This is a genomic window from Pleurocapsa sp. PCC 7319 (genome assembly GCF_000332195.1).
GTDB lineage: Bacteria > Cyanobacteriota > Cyanobacteriia > Cyanobacteriales > Xenococcaceae > Waterburya.
Genome location: NZ_KB235922.1, coordinates 6,358,093 through 6,378,979, shown reverse-complemented (window position 1 = coordinate 6,378,979; position 20,887 = coordinate 6,358,093). Strand labels below are relative to the sequence as shown.

Below are 20,887 nucleotides of genomic sequence, written 5' to 3'. Positions count from 1 at the left end.
AATAGATTGCCAACTTGGGCATCGTTATTTTTTACTATTCGGAATATCTTTAATCGTGCTGCCAATTCCTTGAATAATACCTTTCCCAATTAAACCCAAACTTTTGCCAATTACCTGAGTCAAAACAAATACCACTGCATTACCAGCGAGGGCGACAAACCTCCGTACCAGTGGTGCGATCGCATCTCGAATTTCAATCACAATCGTGACCAACCAAGATATCCCTGTTAACTGCTCTAATTCTTCTTTACGAGGCGCATAAATAAACATTGTTCTAATTTTGCCATCATTGAAGACAAACAGACGATGACGACTTTCGAAAATGTCTTGGGGATGGGTGAAATATATTTCTTGACGATATCTCCAGGACAATTGATTACGAAAGCGAGCTAACTCACGATCGCTTTTATAGTTAGATCGATAAAGTTGATATTTAAAAATTTCCCAATCATAAAAATTATTTAAAATTACCTGCATGACAGCATTGGCAAGGTGAATAATAAAATTATGTAACAAAAATTCAATACGGGCGATCGCCTCTGGAGCATCAGATTGATAAATAACATTATCGACCTTCAAACCTGGTTTTCCTGACAAGTAGGCAAATAACTCCGGAATACCATAGATATAGTTGAAAATCTGACTTTTAACTGGGTTCAATTCTTGTTCTACTAAAGTGATTAATTTTTGTTCTTCTTCTACAGTTAGTTGACCATAATATTGACTTAAAAAAGAACCAGTACTCCATTGCCAAAGAGTAGTTAAGTAATCATGATAATTATCCTCTAAGTTATTGGAAAGTGGAGCGTTGTTAACAGTATCACTCAGGCGTTTCAAAATTAGATAGCATAAGTCTTTCTGTACTTGTGGCTGAAGAATATCAATTTCCAAAGGTACTTTAGTTTTATTAAATAAACCCAATTGAATATTCATAACTGCCTGCTCAAAGATGGTTTTATTGACAGAATCTTCAAAAACTGGAAGTGGGGCTAATTCCGTAGGAGTGACAGGAGCCAACTCTCCTGCATCAGATGGATTATCAACTGGTGATGAGTTCTCAATTAAGTCGATTTCTGCGGTAACAAAACGATTAGATATCCAACGGGCAGCCAATAATTCACGCTTACGACCCACTAAGAATACTTTTTCCCAATCGGATAAATCGGGATTATTTAATTGCGTCTCAATTTCTCTAAGACTCTCTTCAATCTGCAATCTACCAGGCTTACTAATCCGAGCTAAAACATTTTGCCAGAGCTGAGGACGCAAATTTTCCACCTGCCAATAAGTATCGCCGTAGGCAACGGAATATAAGCCTTCAATAATCGTTGTAATACTAGAATTACGCTCACAATAACCTCGCACACCCCAAGATTGAATCTTGGTCAGTTTTCTCAGAGAAAAATTAGGCGTTAGGAGAAATAACGGCAGCTGAGGATATAACAGTCTTAATTGCTGACAAAATTTAAGACTGGAAATTTCTGAGGCAGATGTATGAGAACTAACACCAAGAACCAAAACATTGAGAATCAAACCTTGAGTAAGTTCTCGCAAAGTGTCATTACTAATGTTTCCTTCACCGACAATTTCAAAATCGGCATATTGTGCGATCGCCGTACACAAACCCAGACGAAAGATGGAATCGCGATCAACAATGAACAGTTTAATCTTGTCTTTGGTCATTTCTAGCCGATAACCTGGCAATAACAATCAATTATATTGCTCAACTGATTATCAAACTAAAAGTACAAGGTATAATAATTTTTTCCTGCTTCAATGTTAATTAAAGTAATTACCTAATTCTGAAAGTTGAAATCCATTACAGTCGTTTGCCTTTAACCTGTTGCTAACTTGCCCTATGTTAAAGAATAGGGTACTCATCCCAGTGCAAACTGCTATCTTGTTGCTCACTCATAAAAGATAAACATTGTGTCTCAATCTTTAAGCGATCGCTATTTTGCCATCATCGACCAAATTGTTGAGCTGACTCTCCAAGGAAAAATTAGTTCCTTTGAGCGAGTCTATAGAATGCTGGTAGAACAAGTAGAGGCTGGCACCGGAGAAATATTTGAACGCTGTCTGAATCAACGGATCGAGACAACTAAAATGCAGTTGGATACGAAATTAAAAGCGACTCGAGTGCTTAGAGCCTTACAAACTATTGAAAAACAATGGTTACGTTGGCAGGAAGAAAACCAAGTTAATGCTGATATTGATAGAGTTGCCGAAGATATTTTAGCTGTCGCTCCTAAAGACTATTTCCTAGCGATAGTCAAAGTAATTGATCCTAATCAAGATAATTTTCTCAGCATCGATCAGTTGGGTAAATTGGCTGAGAGTTTAAAAACTGCCGCCGATAGTCAAACAGATCCTAATCTAGCTCAAGATTGGCAACAATTAGCTGCCGGTATTACTGAAGGCGTAAAATCCTGCACTGCTTTAGAAGGTGATTTGGTTAGCTGGATGTACTCTTCAGAGAGTAATTTTTCGGGTTTTGGCGCTGAAAAACCTAATCCCTGGCGTATTTGGGGGCAGAAAGTATCTAGCACTTTGCCCAAACAGTTATTTCAAACTTTAGCTCAACAACAATCAGCGATCGCTTTTGCCAGAATTGCCAATAATCTCGAATTAAGAGCTTGGGTAGAATTGGCTATTTTGCTGCACTATCTTCAACAAGGTTTAGTTACCTGGTACGATCAACAGCCATATAATTCTAAGTTTGGCAAAGAACTTTCTTATAGCACTTTGCTTACCTTTGCCTTTATTTGGTCTGAGCTATGGCAAGCATTTGCTAACAGTAAGCCAGAATTAGCTGATGGTTGTTTTTTAATGATGCTGCAAATTTTGCGGACTTTTGCTCAACGGGAAGACTTTCCTCTCTATAGCGGTGTCTTTGCCTCCTTTTCGGGGGAATATTTACAGGATACTCTCGATTATCTGAATGAACCTCTTAAGCAAGTGGAAGGAACAGAAGAAAAAGCTCGTATCTTGACTTTATTAGGCTATTCTCAACGGACAATTGGAGCCTATGACAAAGCTGTCATCTTTCATCAAGAAGCCTTAGAAATCGCTATACAAGCCGATGATTACCCTTGCGAAATTGCCAACCTTAACCACCTCAGCCGTACCAAAGTTAACCTAAAAAACTACAGCGAGGCAATTAACTATAGCCAAAGGGCTTTAATTGCAGCCCGCCAGGTAGGAGACAAATTAGGCGAAGCTAACGCTTTAGTTAACTTAGGTTATGCTCAGGTCTTGGGCGCACTTCAGCGAGAAAGTATGGCAGCTGAGAATTATAGTGAGGCAATTCGTTACTTGGAACAAGGAGTAGCATTAGCTCAGAAACAAGGAGACTTACAAAGTCAATCTTTTGGTCAGAGTAGTTTGGGAATCGCCTATGTCACCTTAGGGCAACCCACTGCTGCGATCGCCTCTTTAACGAGAGGGGCAGAATTAGCTCAGAATTCGAGGGATGTATATCTCCAAGGATTAAGCTTTTCCTATCTTGCTGAAGCCTACTATAGTATCGAAGATCGAGAAGCAGCAATCACCTATGGCAGTTTGGGTATGTATCTCCTTAATCAAATTAACTCTGTAGAGTGGCGACAAATAGCAGGATTATTGTCAATTTTGCAAGGGCAAGTCGGACCAGAAGAGTTTTCACAAGTCTTGAGTCAAAGGCGATCGCAAATTATTACTCTGATTGGCGTAGATGGCTACGATTATGTCCCAAAATTGCTAGAAGAATACAAACAAAATTAATCTGGGGCTAAATGAGGCTGTGAAACTCAATAATTTCAATTAGTTCTAAGCTCTAAGCTCTAGGCTTTAAGCGATATTTAGTAATTAGTAAAATAAGTGGTGATCCTAAATCCGCTTGGTGAAATTAGTGTTTAGTTTCTCTAACAAAGTTGTTTCTACTCAAACTCATTATTAGCGCATTGTCACAAACTCTTCGGCTGAACTGGGATGGATACCGACGGTGGCATCAAAATCAGCTTTAGTTGCACCCATCTTAACTGCGATCGCTACTCCCTGTATGATTTCGGCTGCACTATCTCCTACCATGTGCGCACCAACTACCTTATTGGTACTAGTATCTACAATTAACTTCATCAGAGTTTTTTCCTGTTTATCGGGCAGAGTATAGTACATGGGACGGAACTTACTGCGGTAGACTTTGACTGCATCACCATATTTTTCTCGAGCTTCGGCTTCAGTTAAACCTACTGTAGCTGCTTCGGGCGTTGAAAATACAGCAGTGGGAATATTTTCATAGCTCATCTGTCGAGATTGTCCGCCAAAATGAGTATCGGCAAAGGCTCGACCTTCGTTAATTGCTACAGGAGTTAAATTGATTTTATCGGTACAGTCTCCTACCGCATAAATATGCTCTTCAGCAGTTTGATTATATTCATCTACCGCTACTGCACCATTAACTACTTCGACTTTGGTATTCTCTAAACCTAGATTAGCTAAGTTAGGCTCTCTTCCTGTGGCAGCAAGACTGGCAGCATCGGCAACAATAATTTCTTCTCGACCATCGTTTCCTGGTATGGTTATCTCTAAACCATGATCCTTCTTGGCAATAGATATTTTAGGTTTGCAGGTAATAATCCGAATACCATGCTTTTCCATAGCTTCTTGAATTTCGCTACGTAGATCGTCGTCAAAACCATTCAAGATTTTATCTCGACGAATTACCATAGTTACTTCAGTTCCCAACCCATTAAGAATACAGGCAAACTCCACGCCAATGTAACCACCGCCAATGATTACAATCCGTTTGGGTTGTTCTTTGACATGAAAAATTTCTCTGGAGGTAATAGCATGTTCCACACCAGGAATCTCATCAGGTTTTACTGGTTTGCCACCTACTGCAATTAGGATTTTTTCTGCGGTAACTTTCTGATCACCAATCTCAATGGTATGGGAGTCGACGAACTTCCCGTGACCCCGATAAAGCTTTACTTCAGAGTTATCTAACATCCTTCCATAGATGCCATTGAGACGATCGACTTCATTATTGACGGCAACGATCATCTTCTCCCAATCAAAGCTGCTTTCACCTACAGTCCAGCCGTAGCCCGCAGATTCTTCAAAGGCAGCAGGAAAATGAGAGGCATAGACCATTAACTTTTTGGGTACACAACCTCGATTGACACAAGTTCCTCCTAGGCGATCGCTCTCAACAATTCCTACTTTGGCACCGTACTGGGCAGCACGTCTAGCAGTAGCGATTCCCCCTGAACCCGCACCAATCACAAATAGATCGAAATCATAACTCATTTTGAAATATGCTCCTTGTTAAATAGCTTTAAGCTCTAAGCTTTGGCTTTTAGATGATTTTTCCCCCTGACTTAGAGAGGGGGGATTTAATCTTTTATTTACCGCCGTAATAAAAAGCGATTTCTTTATCTTTCAAAGGAGGAAACTCCGCATCTAATAACATTTGATTGAGTTCGGCTTGAGCCAAATGTTTTGCACCAATCCTAACAATACGAGAGCGCATCGTATTGGTAACACCACTTCTTTGTCTTCCTGCTTCAAACCCCATAACCTTGTTATATAGTTCTAACTTGTTTGCTGGAATGGGAGAACCATCTAAATCTAGACCTTGAGCGATCGCCTTATCTACCGCGTCTGCACCTTTGGTGTCAGTCATGATATTCTCTTTTAGTTTAATAAAATAAATAAATGCTTGCCTTACAGATTCTAAGCAGATTGCAAATCATAGGTTTGATGCATATCCGCTTGGTACTGAAGGTAAGCCATAATGCAACCCAATAGCTAATAGAAAGTCATTACTTAAGAATAAGCAACGATGTCTAGATTACTTAACTAAATGAGCTTCTAAGAACCAAAGACGCATATCAATTGTACGAGAGATTTCAGTATAGAGATCTGCCGTATCAGCATCACCAAGTTCCTCAGTTGTGTCGATCGCCTCACGGACATGTTTAGCATAAGTACCAAAGCGATCTGCTAAAGCAGTTACGTGTTCTTCTCCAGTCACTGCATCTAGGTTATATTCAGACAAAATAGACTCAGCAGCAGCGATACGGGCTGTTCCCATTGCCACACCACCTAAAGCTGTAACACGTTCAGCAACCATATCAACATATCCTTCTAGTTCGGTTGCTATTTCATCAAACAGTTCATGTAACTGATAAAAATCCATTCCCTTAACATTCCAATGTGCCTGTTTAGCCTGAGTTTTTAGATCTAGGGTGGCTGCTAGGGTTTGATTTAAAATCTCAATTGCTTTAACTCTGATATTTTCTGCTAAGTCGTTACGGGTTGCGTAAATCTTGTTTTTAGAAACGGTAGAAACCATAGTTTAATTCTCCTTAGTATCTATTAAGTTTAAAAGATTCTAGATTTAATTAGCCAAAGGCAATATCCAAAAACATCATGGCAACAAATCCAGTCATAATTCCCAAAGTTCCTTCTTGGGCAGTACTTTCTCGGTCGATTTCAGGAATAATTTCGTCCACAATCACAAATAACATCGAGCCTGCTGCGATCGCCATTCCCCAAGGTAAGAAAGATTGACCAAAATTAACAATACTCGCGCCCAAAAAACCACCAATCGGTTCGACTAAGCCAGTTAGTAAGGAAATCCCCAAAGCATATTTAATGGAATAGTCTAACTCTCTTAATGCTAATGCCACTATTAAACCTTCAGGCATATTCTGTAAACCAATACCCAAAGCTAAGGGCAATCCATGACTAATGTTGCCATCGCCAAAACCGACACCCACTGCTAAACCTTCGGGAAAATTATGAATCGTGATCGCAATGACAAATAACCAGATTCGTTGAAAGTTTTCAGTAATTTTACCTTCTTTACCTTGATGAAAATGCTCATGAGGAAAATAATTGTGCATCAACCACAGTAAACTTGCACCCAAAATCACGCCGATACTGACAACTAAAGCTGAATTCGTTTGGGAATAACCTAAATCTACTGCAGCCTCTTTGCCTGGAATAATTAAGGAAAATGCTGTGGCTGCTAACATTACTCCACCACCCAAACCCAGAAGAATACCTTGCCATTTTTTATCTAAATTAGCAGTAAACAAAATTGGTAATGCACCTACTGCTGTGGCTAAACCAGCTCCTAAACTAGCTATAGTCCCAAGATAAATTGTTCCCATGATTTTTTCTGGGTAGGAACATTTTTTATAATGCTCCTACATAATGAAGTGTTTATTTGGCTTCTTTGAGATATGCCAACATGGTATCGGCATCGGATACTTCAAAAGGATCGGTAGGACAGTTATCACCAAAATCTGGTTCGACAAACATTTTTTCGATCTTCATGTCGTTGACAAACATCGAATAACGCCAGGAACGCATCCCAAATCCTAAATTATTTTTGTCTACTAACATTCCCATCTTGCGCGTAAATTCACCATTACCATCAGGAAGCAAGAATACGTTTTCGACTCCTTGCTGCTTACCCCACTGGAACATGACAAAAGCATCGTTAACTGATAAACAAACAATTTCATCTACACCTAGAGACTTAAATTCTTCGTAGTGTTTCTCATATCCGGGTAAATGAGTGGAAGAACAAGTAGGAGTGAATGCACCAGGAAGAGAAAATAAGACTACTTTTTTACCTTTAAAAATATCTTCTGTAGTCATATCCTGCCAACGAAAAGGATTGGGTCCTTCAACAGATTCGTCACGCACTCTGGTTTTGAATACTACGCTTGGTACTGTATCAATCATTTTTGAGCTTACTCCTTACTTAATTTTTTCGTACTCATCATGAGCCGTATTAGATAAATCATACTCATAACGACTATGAGTTGTCAAGCAGCAAAAAAAAGTTGTATTGAGGATATTTCATTCTTTCAATATGCAACATTTATCATTACATCTTTAGTATTACTCATGAATTAACGGACAGAACCACTAGTCCCCAATCAACTTAAAATATGCGTTAAAGCAATTATTAATAGAGATTGAGTATAAAAAGTAGTTTATAAAGCTTCTAGAAAGATGGAAAAAGTTATTGTAATTACAGGTGCGAGTCGTGGCATTGGTGCCGCTACTGCTTATCTTGCCGCCGACAAAGGTTATGCTGTTTGTGTCAATTATCTTCGTAATCAAGAGGCTGCCAAGAAAGTTGTTGATGGGATCAAAAAATTGGGAAACAAAGCGATCGCTCTTTCTGCTGATGTTGCTTCTGAGACTGATGTAATCGCTCTTTTTAATTCAGTAGACAGACAACTAGGAACGGTAACAGCACTAGTCAACAATGCCGGAATCTTAGAGCAGCAAATGCGGGTTGAAAATATGGATGCTAACCGTCTGCAACGAATCTTGGCTACCAATATTATTGGCAGCTTTCTATGTGCCAGAGAAGCTGTAAAACGTATGTCTACCAAACACGGTGGTACAGGAGGAGCTATTGTTAATGTTTCATCCGGTGCTTCTCGCCTTGGTTCTCCTGGTGAATATGTAGATTATGCTGCTTCAAAAGGAGCGATCGACACCATGACGATTGGCTTGGCAAAAGAAGTTGCTGAAGAAGGGATTCGTGTCAATGCTGTGCGCCCTGGTTTTATTGACACTGAAATTCATGCTAGTGGTGGTGAACCAGATCGTATTGAGAGAGTCAAAGAATTTATCCCTATGAAAAGAGGTGGTCAAGCAATTGAAGTGGCAACAGCAATTTTGTGGTTATTATCTGCTGAAGCTTCATACACTACAGGTTCTTTTATAGATATCACGGGAGGGAAGTAGCAGTCTAGGTTAACTTGTTGATAGCTAGTAGTAGTTGCTGTTGGCAATCCCTGTCGAGTAGTTAAAACAATTGATACATTACTTCCGCCTAGGTAATTTATATCCGTGTTAGTTTTATGGATAAAATTAGACAATAGTCAGAAATTATATCGCCAAAGTTTAATCGTCTGATCCGCACTACCACTTATTAGAGTTTGATTATCAGAGGCGATTGGCTTTGCCAGTGCGCTCCGCGCAATCGCCATAGCATGAATTTTATTAGTATGTCCGGTAACACTAGCTATTTTTTTTCCTGTTACTAGATTCCATAACTTGATGGTTTTATCCCAACTACCACTGATGAGAGTTTTGCCATCACTACTGAAGTTGACTGCTGATACACGATCTGAATGTCCTTGAAGAGTATAAATTTCTTTTCCTGTAGTTATATCCCACAATTTAAGACAACGATTGAAACCTCCTGTAGCGAGCAAATTGCCGTCGGGACTAAAAGCTAAAGATAGTACGCCACCGTCATTATTAATTGAACGAATTACCTGCCCATTTTTAATTTCTCTAATTCTCAATTGTGGCTCCAAACCACCACTACAAAATATTTGACCATTAGGAGAAAATGCAATGCAAGTCATGGCAGCAGAAAAAGAAATGTTGTGAGTTTCTCTACCTCTATTTACATCCCAAATCTTGAGGGATTTATCGGCACTACAACTTAGTAAAGTTTGATTATCGGGGCTAATAGCAAGAGCCACTATTGTATTTAGATGACCATTAAAATATCCTCCTAAAGTGCGAATTATTTTTTTTTCTTTTAGATCCCAAAATCGAATAGTTTTATCTTGGCTACCACTAACTAAAGTTTGACCACTATTACTCATTGTTAAACAGGTGACTGCATCTGTATGCCCACGAAGAGTAGTAATTCTCTGCCCATTATTTAACTGCCAAAGTTTTATTTCTGGGTCATTATTGGCACTGGCGAAAGCTTGGCTATTTTTGCCGATAGCTATACATCTAATAGCTTGATTCGCTGCTAAAATAGTGTGATAGCATTTTAATTGGTTATTACTTTGAGTATTTTTTGTAGCCTTAGTTGAATATTGCTGATAAGTATAAGCTTGAGATTGATATTGATTAGCAGGAGTATATTTGCTCTTATTTTTTACTTTAATACGGTGTGCTTTTTTAAATTCGGCATCGGCTCGATATTCATAACCTAACTTAGATAAAATATAACCTCGATACTGATATGCTTCTAGATAATCAGGATTTAGTTTAATAGCTTGAGTAAAATTAGTTAAAGCATCTTCATAATTTTTTGCTTCAGCATATTCAACTCCTTGCTGATAGTAAAATTCTGGAGTATTTTTAGTTTTGACAACTTTTGAAGTAGATTTATAATTATTTTTTTGTGTAACAGTTTTTTTGATATTTAAATTGTGGCTATTTTCTGTTTGATAAGCCTTGATTACTGCGTAGGCTTGATTGATTTTTTTGATTTCTATTTCAGCCTTTTCTTTAAGTAAGGGATTATTAAGATAACGATCTGGATGCCAGATTTTAGCTAAATTTCGATAAGCTTTTTTTGTTGCCTCTGGAGAGGCTGTATGTTTAATTCCCAGAATGGCATAATATTGGGCAATATCGTTCATATTTGATGATTAATATAATATTTTTATGAGTAATTATATTGATTATTAATATCTAGACTGAGGATAGTGGACATCTCTCAATCTGACTGCGATCGCAGTCAGATCATGTTCAATCTATGTAGTATACTCGAAAAATTTCAAATATAATTAATTTGATTTTCTAAAGATTAGATCGTACATCTCAATAGACTTGAAACGCCAAATATTTGCTAACAATCAGTTATCAACACTTGACAATATAACTTCAATCAAACTCTTGAAAATATATGACCTGTCTTTGAGATCTATTTTTCTTAATTACTGCTTAGTCATTTATTTTTAGTTATTTATCAAGATTTTCTTGCCTTTTCATCTTATTTTTTCAGAAACAATAAATAGATTTAACTCAATTGCTAGCCTTGAATTACTATTTTGAGTTATTTTAGCTGGATATTTATATGGAATGGTAATTTTAAAAAGCCATTGATGCTCTTTCTTTAAAAAGCTAATTTTTATGATTACATCAGAAAGTTATCAAAAATAATTTGCTATAATGTGATCAAATAAAACTAATACTTGATACATAAGTGTTACTAAAGATACCTATATTTTCTAGTAACAAACTTACAAGTTTTCTATTAGCTCAGAAGACAACTTTGAACTCTCTAGAACAACATCGAACACCTATCTACTAATAGTGATGAGCACTTACTCAGAGAAACTTGTATCAATGAATGGCTAGCAATGGCTGTGTTCTTACGAAATTTATCTAGTTGAAAATCTTTAGCTGGTTGAGTTTTTTGAATAATTAATGTTTTTTTGATTACTCAGCCGATTCTGCTTCCAGATTTTACTCCTTGATCGTCTGAAACAGTCATTGAATAGAAGCGAAACAATCTTGGACTAAATTTAAGGAGTCGAATCATGGATAACAAAGATAAGAACAACAACAAAAATAACAACACAATTGGACAACTCAGCTTGGAGCAACAATTTCAGTTGCAAGTTTTAGAAAGAGAAATTGAGCACCTAACTTTGGATCAGGCTAAAGAATATTTGCGGGAAGCATTTCGACAGATCATGGTTAAAGAAAATGTCTGCAAAGAAATGTTTAAGGAATGCTACTTGTAAAATTCAGCATTAGTAAATGCTATACGAACAAGAGTAGCTAGGATGATTGCAAAGCTTACGCCAATATAACTTAGTTTGGAGTAACTACAAAAGCGTAGACCTATGAAGGGCGGCTTCTCGTCAAAGTTCAGCAAGCTATGAAGTTGTGATTATGACACCTGTATGCTGGGTGTTTGTATTAAGCAAAAAGAAGATAGAAAGTTAATATTTTCTGTCTTTCTTCTTGCTGTGAAAATATATCTTCTGGATTACACCGTTTAAATGAGCAGCTGCTAGCCAAAATCCTGAAAGGATAGCCACTGAAAAAAATAGAGGCAATTATGGTTACTGTAACTTCTTTAAAACAACCACTAAAAATTAGTGCGACCCAACTCTTAATTAATAATGAATGGGTTGATAGTATTTCTGGTCAAAAGTTTGCCACAGTTAACCCTGCTAACGAGGAGGTAATCTGTGAGGTGGCTTTGGCAGGTGCTGCTGATTTGGAATTGGCAGTGCAGGCAGCAAGAAAAGCTTTTTCCGAAGGAGAATGGTCAAGAGTATCAGGAAGCGATCGCGCAGTTTTACTTTATAAGTTAGCCAATTTAATTGAAGAACATCAAGCAGAATTAGCACAATTAGAAACTCTAGATAATGGTAAGCCACTGAGGGAATCAAGCAAGATTGATCTTCCGTTAGCAATTCAATGCTATCGTTACTTTGCAGGGTGGGCTGATAAGATTCAAGGTAAAACCATACCCTTGGCCAAAGATTTTCTTTGCTACACCAGACACGAACCGATTGGCGTTATTGGTCAGATTATTCCCTGGAACTTCCCTTTATTAATGCAAGCGTGGAAGTTAGCCCCAGCATTGGCAACGGGCAATACAGTAGTGTTGAAACCTTCGAGCTACACGCCCTTAACTGCTCTTAAAGTTGGAGAATTAATTATCGAAGCAGGCTTTCCCCCAGGAGTAGTGAACATTCTCCCTGGTTTTGGCAATACACTAGGAATAGCGATCGCTCGTCATCAAGACATCGATAAATTAGCCTTTACTGGTTCAACAGATGTAGGTCATCTAATCATGACTGCTGCTGCTCAAAGTAACCTCAAACAAGTAACTTTAGAATTAGGTAGTAAGAATCCCAATATCGTTTTTGCCGATACCGACCTAGATGCAGCTATCGAAGGAGCGCATTTGGGCTTATTCCTTAATCAAGGACAATGTTGTACTGCTGGTTCGAGGATATTTGTGGAAGAAAAATGCTACCCAGAGTTCGTTGCTCGCAGTATTGAACGAGCTAAAAAGAGAATTGTCGGCGATCCCTTGGATCCCAGGACAGAACAAGGGCCCCAAATCAGTCAGATTCAGTTTGACCGTGTCATGCACTATATCGAAGCAGGCATGAGGGAAGGAGCTAATTTGCAATTTGGTGGAAGTAGAGTGGGCAATCGGGGTTTCTTTATTGAACCTACGGTCTTCACTGAAGTACAAGACCAGATGACAATTGCTCAAGAGGAAATTTTTGGTCCTGTAATGAGTATTACCAAGTTTCGAGATATTGACGAGGTAATTCGTCGAGCCAATAATACCAAATATGGTTTAGCTGCTGCCATCTGGACGCAAGATATTACAAAGGCCCATAAAATTGCCCATCATCTGCGCGTGGGTACAGTGTGGATTAATTGTTACGATGTATTCAACTCCGCTGCTCCATTTGGTGGCTTTAAGCAATCTGGTATTGGTCGTGAACTAGGAGAATACGGTTTGCGTGAATATACACAAGTCAAAACAGTAACGGTCAAAATTAATCAATAATTATCCACTGTTAACAACTACCAGCCACTAAGGTCAAGAGGGAGTTCACTAACAGACCATTGCTCTGCTCCTACGTGTAATTGAGCAGCGGCTTGTTCACCAGGCTCTTCTAAATTTAATGTCAAAGCAGCTCCAGCCTGAAAACGAAAGTCTATGCCATCCTCCTCTGACTGCGAGACTTGGAACTCAAAATCAATCCTCAATGGGTCAGCCGTGTTGACCACATCTGCCTCCTCTAGCTGAACTGTCTGCACATCTATAGCCGCTTGATCCGAAACAATTGAGCCCACATAGCGACTTCCTAACTCACCTCCTGTCATTCGCAAATGCCAGAAGTCCTGCTCATCCAACCACAAAAATATTCCTTTGTCTTCCGCTGGGTTGTATTCTGGTCGACCGTAAGGGGTTGCTAAGGGAAGTTGATAGCTGTTTGGTAATCCTAACAGATCGTCCTCCAAAGGATTAACTAGATCGGGTTGGAATAAACCGTCTTGCTCATAAGTCACTCCAATTTTGGTTGGTTGTGTTGTAGTAATGTTCAGACCATCATGTCCTGTACCGACTTGCCCCTCAATTTCAATTCCATTAGTAAAGTTGGTGATTTTATCATTTGGTCCCAGTAAGACGGGTGAGAAGCTAGAAGTTTGATCTGCCGTCAGAACTGAAAGCTTTGTATCATGGACATCTCCATCACCACTCCAACGAAACTCTAACAGGTTGTCACTCGCACCTTTTCCCCAGAATAATCCTAAGTCATTCCCCGAACTGAATTCTGGTCGATCTGGAAGATCGTCTGTGGAAACAATCCAACCAGCGGGGGATAGTCTAGCTCCTTGCTGACCAACGTTGACTTGTTGGGGATTAGCAACCCCATCTTGAGTGACCGAAAAGATTGCTTCTGCACCGAGACGAAGGTGAAAATCAACTCCATCCTGCCACTTACCGAGCCTGGAAGTTAAAGAAAAGCTGGATTCGTTTATCTCCAAGTCATCTTTAGTTTCCAGTGCAACTGGAGTCACGTCCAGAAGGTTATCGTTGGCAATTAAATTAACTTCAAATTGGGTTGGGTCGCCAGCACCAACCGTACGCAGGTGATAGGGACCATCGAACGAGTCTTTCCACAGAAAGACTCCTGCTTCGTCACTGTTGCTAAAGTTAGACTGGTTAGGGAGAGTATAATCTGGCTTACCTGGTAAGAAGGAATCCTTTAAGACCCAGCGACCAATTTCACCCGAAAATAGGTTCGAGAAATAAAGATTTGAATCTGGACCCGCAGAGATTTGAGTCACAGCAGGTTCCTCTGTGAAAGGCGTAGCTGAATCTACATTCCCTTGATCATCGAAAAGCAACGCATTAACCTCAGCACTATTACCAAAATCACTGAAGAATAATGCTCCTTGATAGACTTCAGGATAGGTTGTGCCAGTATAAAAATCACCCAGAGTAATCGATCTGGCACCATCGCTATGGTTACGAGCATAGATTGGAGCCGTCACGTCTGATGTACTAGCATAAAGCTCTTGAAATTCGGGTTCGTCAGCAAGAGCTGTAGTTCTTAGATTTACACTATTTCCTCCTTCATACAGCGGCCAACCGAAATTTACTCCCCGACCTTTATTAATTTCTTCCCAATTTGTCCAGCCTACATCGCCAATGAAGGGTTCCCCAGTATCTGGATGAATGGTATACCGCCAGGGATTGCGCAAACCATAGTTGTATACCTTAGATTGAATGCTAGTGGGATCTCCGTCGTAAAAAGGATTGTCTGGGTAGCCTTCCCCAGTAATTGGATCGAGGCGAAACAGTTTGCCAAAAGGATAATCAATACTTTGAAGTAATTCGGTCTCTTCAGGAGTAGGAGAATCACTAACCTGAGAACCATCTCCATGGCTGAAAAAAAGCGAACCATCATTGCCGAAGTGAATGGCACCAGCAGCATGGAAGTTATTGACCGGGGGTGTTTCTAGCAGGATAACTTCACTTCCAGGCACAGCCGTTGTGTAGTTAGAATTGGGGTCGGCTTCAACGCGAATTAACCGAGTTACACGTCCAACCTTGTCTAGATCTGGCTCTTCTTCAGGGGGATCGTAAGAGAAAGCGAGGTAAACATAAGGATTTTCGGGAAATTCTGGATGTACGGCTAAACCAAGCAGCCCCCGCTGACCACCGGTATTCACTTGTTCCGAAATATCAATAAATGGCTGTTCCAACAGTTCACCATCGTCGGAGACCCTTACAATGCCATCTAGTTTGGCGATTAACATTTTGCCATCTGGAGTCCAATCAAAAGCAGTTGGTCCAGATAATCTTTTGGTATCTCTATTTCCTTCTGCTAATCCGGAAACAACTACCTCCCGTTCGAAAACGAAGGGAGATTCGTCATTATCTTCGACAATCAATCTAGCAGTATTCTGTACACCCAGATCGATTCCCACTGGATTACTCAGGGTCAAGTTCAGAGATTCATTTAACTCTGGTAGGTTGTCATCCAGAAGTGGAACGATAAAAGTCTTGCTCGTCTCACCGGAGCCAAAGGTCAGCGTACCCGAAACAGTTGTGTAATCAGTCCCAGATCGTGCGTAATCATCTTCAGTAGTATAGTCCACTGAAACTGTCTGGTTAGTGTCGCCAGTTCGGGTTAGCGAAATACTCGCTTCACCTTGTTCTTCTCCGAAGTTATATTCTCCTTGACTGAAAGAAATGGTATCTAGATCGGTCTCATCATTATCTTCAATAGTTATGATCGCAGTTCTAATTCCTCCCAGTTCTGCTCCTACAGAATTTCCGATCGCAATATTAAAAGTCTCATCTGTTTCAGGGATTGTATCATTCAGAATGGGAACTACTATTTCCTTACTTGTCTCTCCAGGCGCAAAGGTTAGAGTTTCAGAAGTGGCTGCAAAGTCATTCTCTCCTGTAGCGGTGCCATCATTGATTGAATAATCTACTAGGACTGTTCCATCACTACCTTCGGTTCGGATAATAGGGATAATAGCTTCTTGTGCTGCCTCATTAATGCGTAATGCTTCTAAATCTATGGAAATAATCCCAGGATTGACCATTGGTTTTCTCTCTCTGACCATTTTGCCGCCTCAAGAGTAACCTTCAAAATTAGAATGTGTCGAGTAAAAGCCTACTCGTTATAAGATTAGCGATCGCCATAACTCAGCAAATTATTAGGGAATTGCTCCATAAAGCGATCGTTCGCCAATAATCACGATATTTTATTTCTCTAAAGTAATATGTAAATTTAAGCAGGTTGAAGGGATTGAGCTAAATTAGAGAAAATAGTTAGCTGAGTTGTTAACAAAGCGAGTAATTATAGATCCACGTTAAGCTATGGGTAGGATAAGTTTCTTACTGTAAAGATTCTTATAATAGAAATCTTATATAGTATAAGCTCACTAAGTTTAATAGCTCAAATGGATATGGGGTTCTCGATGCTGCGAATAATTGATCGGCAAACTGAGGCACAAATTGAATTAAAGCGGATCGGCGATCGCAATAATGGTGATGATATTCTACCCATGGAAGCCATGGTCAGAAAAATTGTCACTAATGTCAAGCAAAATGGCGATCGCGCTTTACTGGAATATACAGAAAAATTTGATCGGCAAGTATTTACCGCCGAGCAATTGCTAGTTAGCGGTTCAGAACTGGATGCTGCTTATCAGCAGATATCGAAAGACCTACTGCGTGCTATCCAAGCAGCCTGCCACAAAATAGAAGCCTTTCATCGTCAGCGAGTTCCCAAGTCTTGGGTTCAGTTTGAAGAAGATGATGTCGTCTTGGGTAAACGTTACACTCCTGTGGATCGAGCAGGTTTGTATATTCCTGGGGGGCGAGCTGCTTATCCCAGTACCGTATTGATGAATGCTATCCCCGCCAAAGTAGCCGATGTACCACGAATCGTGATGGTTACTCCCCCTGATCAAGATGGCAAAATTAATCCGGCAGTGTTAGTAGCAGCACAAGAAGCTGGTATTGAAGAGATTTATCGAGTTGGAGGAGCCCAAGCCATAGGATCACTGGCTTATGGTACCGAAACTATTCCTAAAGTGGATGTAATTACAGGCCCTGGTAATATTTACGTCACCTTAGCCAAAAAGATAGTTTACGGTACAGTGGGTATTGATTCCCTAGCTGGTCCTTCAGAAGTATTAATCATTGCTGACGAACAAGCTAATCCCATTTACGTTGCCGCAGATTTACTGGCACAGGCAGAGCACGATCCAATGGCGGCAGCGATCCTGTTAACTACTGATGCCAATTTAGCACAGCAGGTCCAGCAGGAAGTTAGCAGACAGCTGGCAAACCATCCCCGTAAAACTCTTACAGAAAAAGCGATCGCTCACTACGGTTTGATTGTGGTGGTAGATTCGTTGGAGGATGCAGCAGAACTTTCCAATTTATTTGCACCAGAACATCTAGAGTTAGAAATAGCAGACCCTTGGGATTTAATTGCACAAATTCGTCACGCTGGGGCTATTTTTATTGGTAATTCTACACCAGAGGCTACAGGAGACTATCTAGCAGGACCTAATCATACTTTACCGACGTCAGGAGCTGCTCGCTATGCTTCTGCATTAGGAGTAGAAACCTTTATGAAACACTCAAGCCTAATTCAGTACTCGGCAACAGCCCTGAAAAAGATGTCTAGCACTATTCAAATTTTGGCTCAAGCTGAAGGTTTACCTTCTCACGCTGATTCTGTGAAATTTAGAACCGAATAGTTGGTAGTAGTTGACTGTCAATAGTTAATATTTGATTGATACACAAAAATAATGTCTTTAATTATTTTTACTAATCTTGATATACTACTACCGCCACTGGAAGAGCAAAATTATGAGTCAGTTATCTCAGTGATTCAAGAATTGAAGCACAAAAATATTCCTTTAATTCTTATAACTGATAACACTCGTGCAGAAATAACCAGCTTATCGCAGAAAATTGGTTTAAATGACCCTTTAATAGTAGAGCAAGGTAGCGGTATTTTTATTCCTCAAGATAACCATCTTCTTATAACTTCAGAAACTACTAAAGTAGATGATTATCATCTTTATCAGCTGGGATGCACCTATACTGAAGCCAGGGCAGCTTTGAAAGCTGTACAGGAAGAAATAGGCAAAATCTTGCGTGGTTTTGGCGATCTGGATGAAGAGGATATTCAACCATTAATTGGCTCATCATTAGCTATGGCCCGTCGAGCTAAAGCTAGAGAATTTAGTGAGTATTTTTTAACCCCCAATCGAATTGCAATTCAAGAACTACGACAAGTAGCCACTGAATATGGTTTCAAAATAATATTTGGCGACAGATTATCCTTAATCATGGGTCAAGGGGCAGACCCCAAAAAAGCAGTACAGTGGTTAATCCAGAATTATCAAACCGTCTCCCAGGATAAACTCACTCCCGTTGGTTTAGGTCAGATAGATGGAAATGTAGCAGAGGCTTTAGATACGCTAACTTTAGTCGATGTTCCGAAAAACCAAGACTGGCAAACTGATTTTATTTCAGCTTGGGTCAAATCAATCAGACAAATTTGTCAAGACTATCATGATTAAACGAGTAAAGCTCGCAGCTGTTTGCGGATTTAATCAAAAATTATCTCCCCAGCCCAAATAAATCTGTTATAATGCTAAATCGGTAAGCCTAAGGAGAGGTGGCTGAGCGGTTGAAAGCGGCTCCCTGCTAAGGAGTTATGGGGTGTAAACTTCATCGGGGGTTCGAATCCCCCCCTCTCCGTGTTAATACAAGATACATATTTTCTTAAGCTTATAGAGCTGATACTTTACAAGATATCGAGTACAATTCCAGTCTATTAAACGAGCAATTAGTCATTAGTCATTAGCTATTAGCCATCACAAAAAAGAATTCAAACCTTTCTCGTTGTAGAAGCTAAGAGCTAGAAGCTAAAAGCTAAAAGCTATTATTAAAACTAGATTGATGTCTTAAATATGAAATATCTTAAAAGCGATCGCCCCTTGCTCAATAATAAAGCTAATCGTCTTTCTTCTAGCATTATATTGACCATAGCTTGTTTAAGTACAAGTTTATTTCTAGTAGCTTGTCAAGGTGGAGATCCTTCAGGAGAGCAAACTGGAGGTAATGAACAATCAAATGCAGGTTCAGGAAAAGGACTTAAATTAGGTACTTTAGCTCCAACCACAGGTGATCTTTCTTCAATTGGTCAAAATTGGCCTGCCGCTGTTAAGCTTGCCGTAGATACGATTAATGAATGTGGTGGCGTTAATGAAGCTCCTGTCAGCCTGATTAGCGAAGATAGCCAGACTGAACCCAGTGCAGGTAGTAGTGCGATGACTAAACTAGCAGAAGTGGATCGAGTTGCAGGGGTAGTAGGAGCTTTTGCCAGTAGTGTTTCTGGGGCTGCCGTAGACGTAGCAGTACGTAACAAAGTGATGATGGTGTCTCCTGGTAGCACTAGCCCAGTATTTACCGAACGAGCGCAAAATGATGAATTTAATGGTTATTGGGCGCGTACTGCGCCACCAGATACCTATCAATCTCAGGCATTAGCAACCCTGGCAAAAAAGCAAGGATTTAACAAAGTCTCTACTGTAGCGATCAACAACGATTATGGGGTGGGATTTGAAAAACAGTTCGTAACAGCATTTAAAGATCAAGGGGGAAATATTGTTGGTAAACCAGTCCGTCACGATCCCAAAGCAGCAACTCTAGATAGTGAGGCTAAAGCAGCTTTTGGTAGTAAGCCCGATGCAGTGGCAGCGGTTTTATATGCGGAGACTGGTAGTGTTCTGTTAAAATCTGCCTTTGAGCAAGGACTAACCGATAACGTGACCGTTTTATTAACGGACGGCGTTTACTCCGATGATTTTGTGAGACAAGTAGGCAAAACTGCTGATGGTAAATCAATTATTGCCGGAGCCTTGGGGACTGTTCCTGGAGCAAACGGAAAGGCATTAGCAGATTTTACGGCTCTGTGGAACGAAAAGGTTAAGAAGGAATTAACTGCCTATGTTCCTCACAATTGGGATGCCACAGTATTAATGATGTTGGCGGCAGAAGCTAGCGATGCCAATACAGGAGAAGGGATTAAAAGTAAAATTTTAGAAGTAGCAAATGCTCCAGGTACAGAAGTCACTGACGCTTGTCAGGCAATGGAGCTAGTCCGTAAGGGAGAGGATATTAATTTTCAGGGAGCGAGTGGGAATGTAGATATTGATGAAAATGGCGATGTTGTCGGTAGTTATGATGTATGGCAAGTAGGCGAAGATGGTACTTTAAGCGTGATTGATAACGTCAGTCCTACAGGTGCAAATTAAGCTTCAATAATAATCAAGACTATTTGAGCTAGCTGTTGCTTTGTCTCATTAGCTGTACTTCAATATCCAAAGCTGACAAAATGATTACTTTGAGGGAAACAAAAGCTCAAAAGTTCTATTGGTTGCAAACTGACCATAAATCAAACTAAGCTAAACAAAGATCGGGAATCTAAGGATAGAGAATAGTGATATATAATCACGTTCTATCAATAATTTGCCTACATCTTGTGTGCATTTTGCGACCCCAATCTAAAACTTAATCTAA

The 20,887-nt window shown here is 39.8% G+C and carries 15 protein-coding genes and 1 tRNA gene; 8 read left to right on the top strand and 8 right to left on the bottom strand.

Annotated elements, in window-relative coordinates; translation table 11 throughout:
* Positions 1–24: 24 nt before the first annotated feature.
* Positions 25–1,683: a DUF3685 domain-containing protein gene (locus PLEUR7319_RS38755; RefSeq protein WP_144054415.1), complete on the bottom strand. Its 1,659-nt coding sequence runs from the start codon at positions 1,681–1,683 to the stop codon at positions 25–27.
* A gap of 246 nt (positions 1,684–1,929) precedes the next feature.
* Between PLEUR7319_RS38755 and PLEUR7319_RS0132945 the strand changes: the two genes are divergently transcribed.
* Complete coding sequence (locus PLEUR7319_RS0132945; protein ID WP_019509515.1) at positions 1,930–3,762, top strand: tetratricopeptide repeat protein; 1,833 nt, start codon at positions 1,930–1,932, stop codon at positions 3,760–3,762.
* A gap of 171 nt (positions 3,763–3,933) precedes the next feature.
* On the opposite strand, the gene gor is transcribed toward PLEUR7319_RS0132945, so the two are convergent.
* The 5 genes from gor to PLEUR7319_RS0132920 form a co-directional block, all read right to left on the bottom strand.
* Positions 3,934–5,289, bottom strand: coding sequence for a glutathione-disulfide reductase (gene gor / locus PLEUR7319_RS0132940; protein WP_019509514.1), 1,356 nt, complete (start codon positions 5,287–5,289; stop codon positions 3,934–3,936).
* A gap of 94 nt (positions 5,290–5,383) precedes the next feature.
* Entirely contained in the window at positions 5,384–5,665 is a 282-nt protein-coding gene (locus PLEUR7319_RS0132935; RefSeq protein WP_019509513.1) for a DUF4090 family protein, read from the bottom strand.
* A 168-nt stretch (positions 5,666–5,833) separates the two neighbouring features.
* Positions 5,834–6,337, bottom strand: a complete 504-nt coding sequence (gene dps, locus PLEUR7319_RS0132930; RefSeq protein ID WP_019509512.1) for a DNA starvation/stationary phase protection protein Dps — start codon at positions 6,335–6,337, stop codon at positions 5,834–5,836.
* 49 nt (positions 6,338–6,386) lie between these two features.
* Complete coding sequence (locus PLEUR7319_RS0132925; RefSeq protein ID WP_019509511.1) at positions 6,387–7,160, bottom strand: ZIP family metal transporter; 774 nt, start codon at positions 7,158–7,160, stop codon at positions 6,387–6,389.
* Positions 7,161–7,212: 52 nt separating this feature from the next.
* Positions 7,213–7,740 (bottom strand): peroxiredoxin, encoded by a 528-nt coding sequence (locus tag PLEUR7319_RS0132920; RefSeq protein WP_019509510.1) that lies wholly within the window; start codon positions 7,738–7,740, stop codon positions 7,213–7,215.
* 273 nt (positions 7,741–8,013) lie between these two features.
* On the opposite strand from PLEUR7319_RS0132920, the gene PLEUR7319_RS0132915 reads away from it, so the two are divergent.
* Positions 8,014–8,760 (top strand): SDR family oxidoreductase, encoded by a 747-nt coding sequence (locus PLEUR7319_RS0132915; RefSeq protein ID WP_019509509.1) that lies wholly within the window; start codon positions 8,014–8,016, stop codon positions 8,758–8,760.
* A 137-nt stretch (positions 8,761–8,897) separates the two neighbouring features.
* On the opposite strand, the gene PLEUR7319_RS0132910 is transcribed toward PLEUR7319_RS0132915, so the two are convergent.
* On the bottom strand, positions 8,898–10,409 hold the full coding sequence (locus PLEUR7319_RS0132910; protein ID WP_019509508.1) for a DnaJ domain-containing protein: 1,512 nt from the start codon (positions 10,407–10,409) through the stop codon (positions 8,898–8,900).
* Positions 10,410–11,312: 903 nt separating this feature from the next.
* On the opposite strand from PLEUR7319_RS0132910, the gene PLEUR7319_RS0132905 reads away from it, so the two are divergent.
* Positions 11,313–11,519, top strand: a complete 207-nt coding sequence (locus PLEUR7319_RS0132905; protein ID WP_019509507.1) for an NblA/ycf18 family protein — start codon at positions 11,313–11,315, stop codon at positions 11,517–11,519.
* Positions 11,520–11,839: 320 nt separating this feature from the next.
* Positions 11,840–13,318, top strand: coding sequence for an aldehyde dehydrogenase family protein (locus PLEUR7319_RS0132900; RefSeq protein WP_019509506.1), 1,479 nt, complete (start codon positions 11,840–11,842; stop codon positions 13,316–13,318).
* 17 nt (positions 13,319–13,335) lie between these two features.
* Here the strand turns inward: PLEUR7319_RS0132900 and PLEUR7319_RS0132895 are convergent, their stop codons facing one another.
* Complete coding sequence (locus PLEUR7319_RS0132895; protein WP_019509505.1) at positions 13,336–16,401, bottom strand: Calx-beta domain-containing protein; 3,066 nt, start codon at positions 16,399–16,401, stop codon at positions 13,336–13,338.
* A gap of 357 nt (positions 16,402–16,758) precedes the next feature.
* Between PLEUR7319_RS0132895 and hisD the strand changes: the two genes are divergently transcribed.
* From hisD to PLEUR7319_RS0132875, 4 genes are all read left to right on the top strand, one after another.
* Positions 16,759–18,051 carry a histidinol dehydrogenase gene (hisD, locus tag PLEUR7319_RS0132890; protein WP_019509504.1) on the top strand — a complete coding sequence of 431 codons (1,293 nt, stop codon included), beginning with the start codon at positions 16,759–16,761 and terminating at the stop codon, positions 18,049–18,051.
* 51 nt (positions 18,052–18,102) lie between these two features.
* Positions 18,103–18,882 carry a mannosyl-3-phosphoglycerate phosphatase gene (locus PLEUR7319_RS37465; RefSeq protein WP_019509503.1) on the top strand — a complete coding sequence of 260 codons (780 nt, stop codon included), beginning with the start codon at positions 18,103–18,105 and terminating at the stop codon, positions 18,880–18,882.
* Between the two features lie 92 nt (positions 18,883–18,974).
* Positions 18,975–19,063, top strand: a tRNA-Ser gene (locus PLEUR7319_RS0132880).
* Between the two features lie 212 nt (positions 19,064–19,275).
* Positions 19,276–20,622 (top strand): ABC transporter substrate-binding protein, encoded by a 1,347-nt coding sequence (locus tag PLEUR7319_RS0132875; protein ID WP_019509502.1) that lies wholly within the window; start codon positions 19,276–19,278, stop codon positions 20,620–20,622.
* Positions 20,623–20,887: the final 265 nt, after the last annotated feature.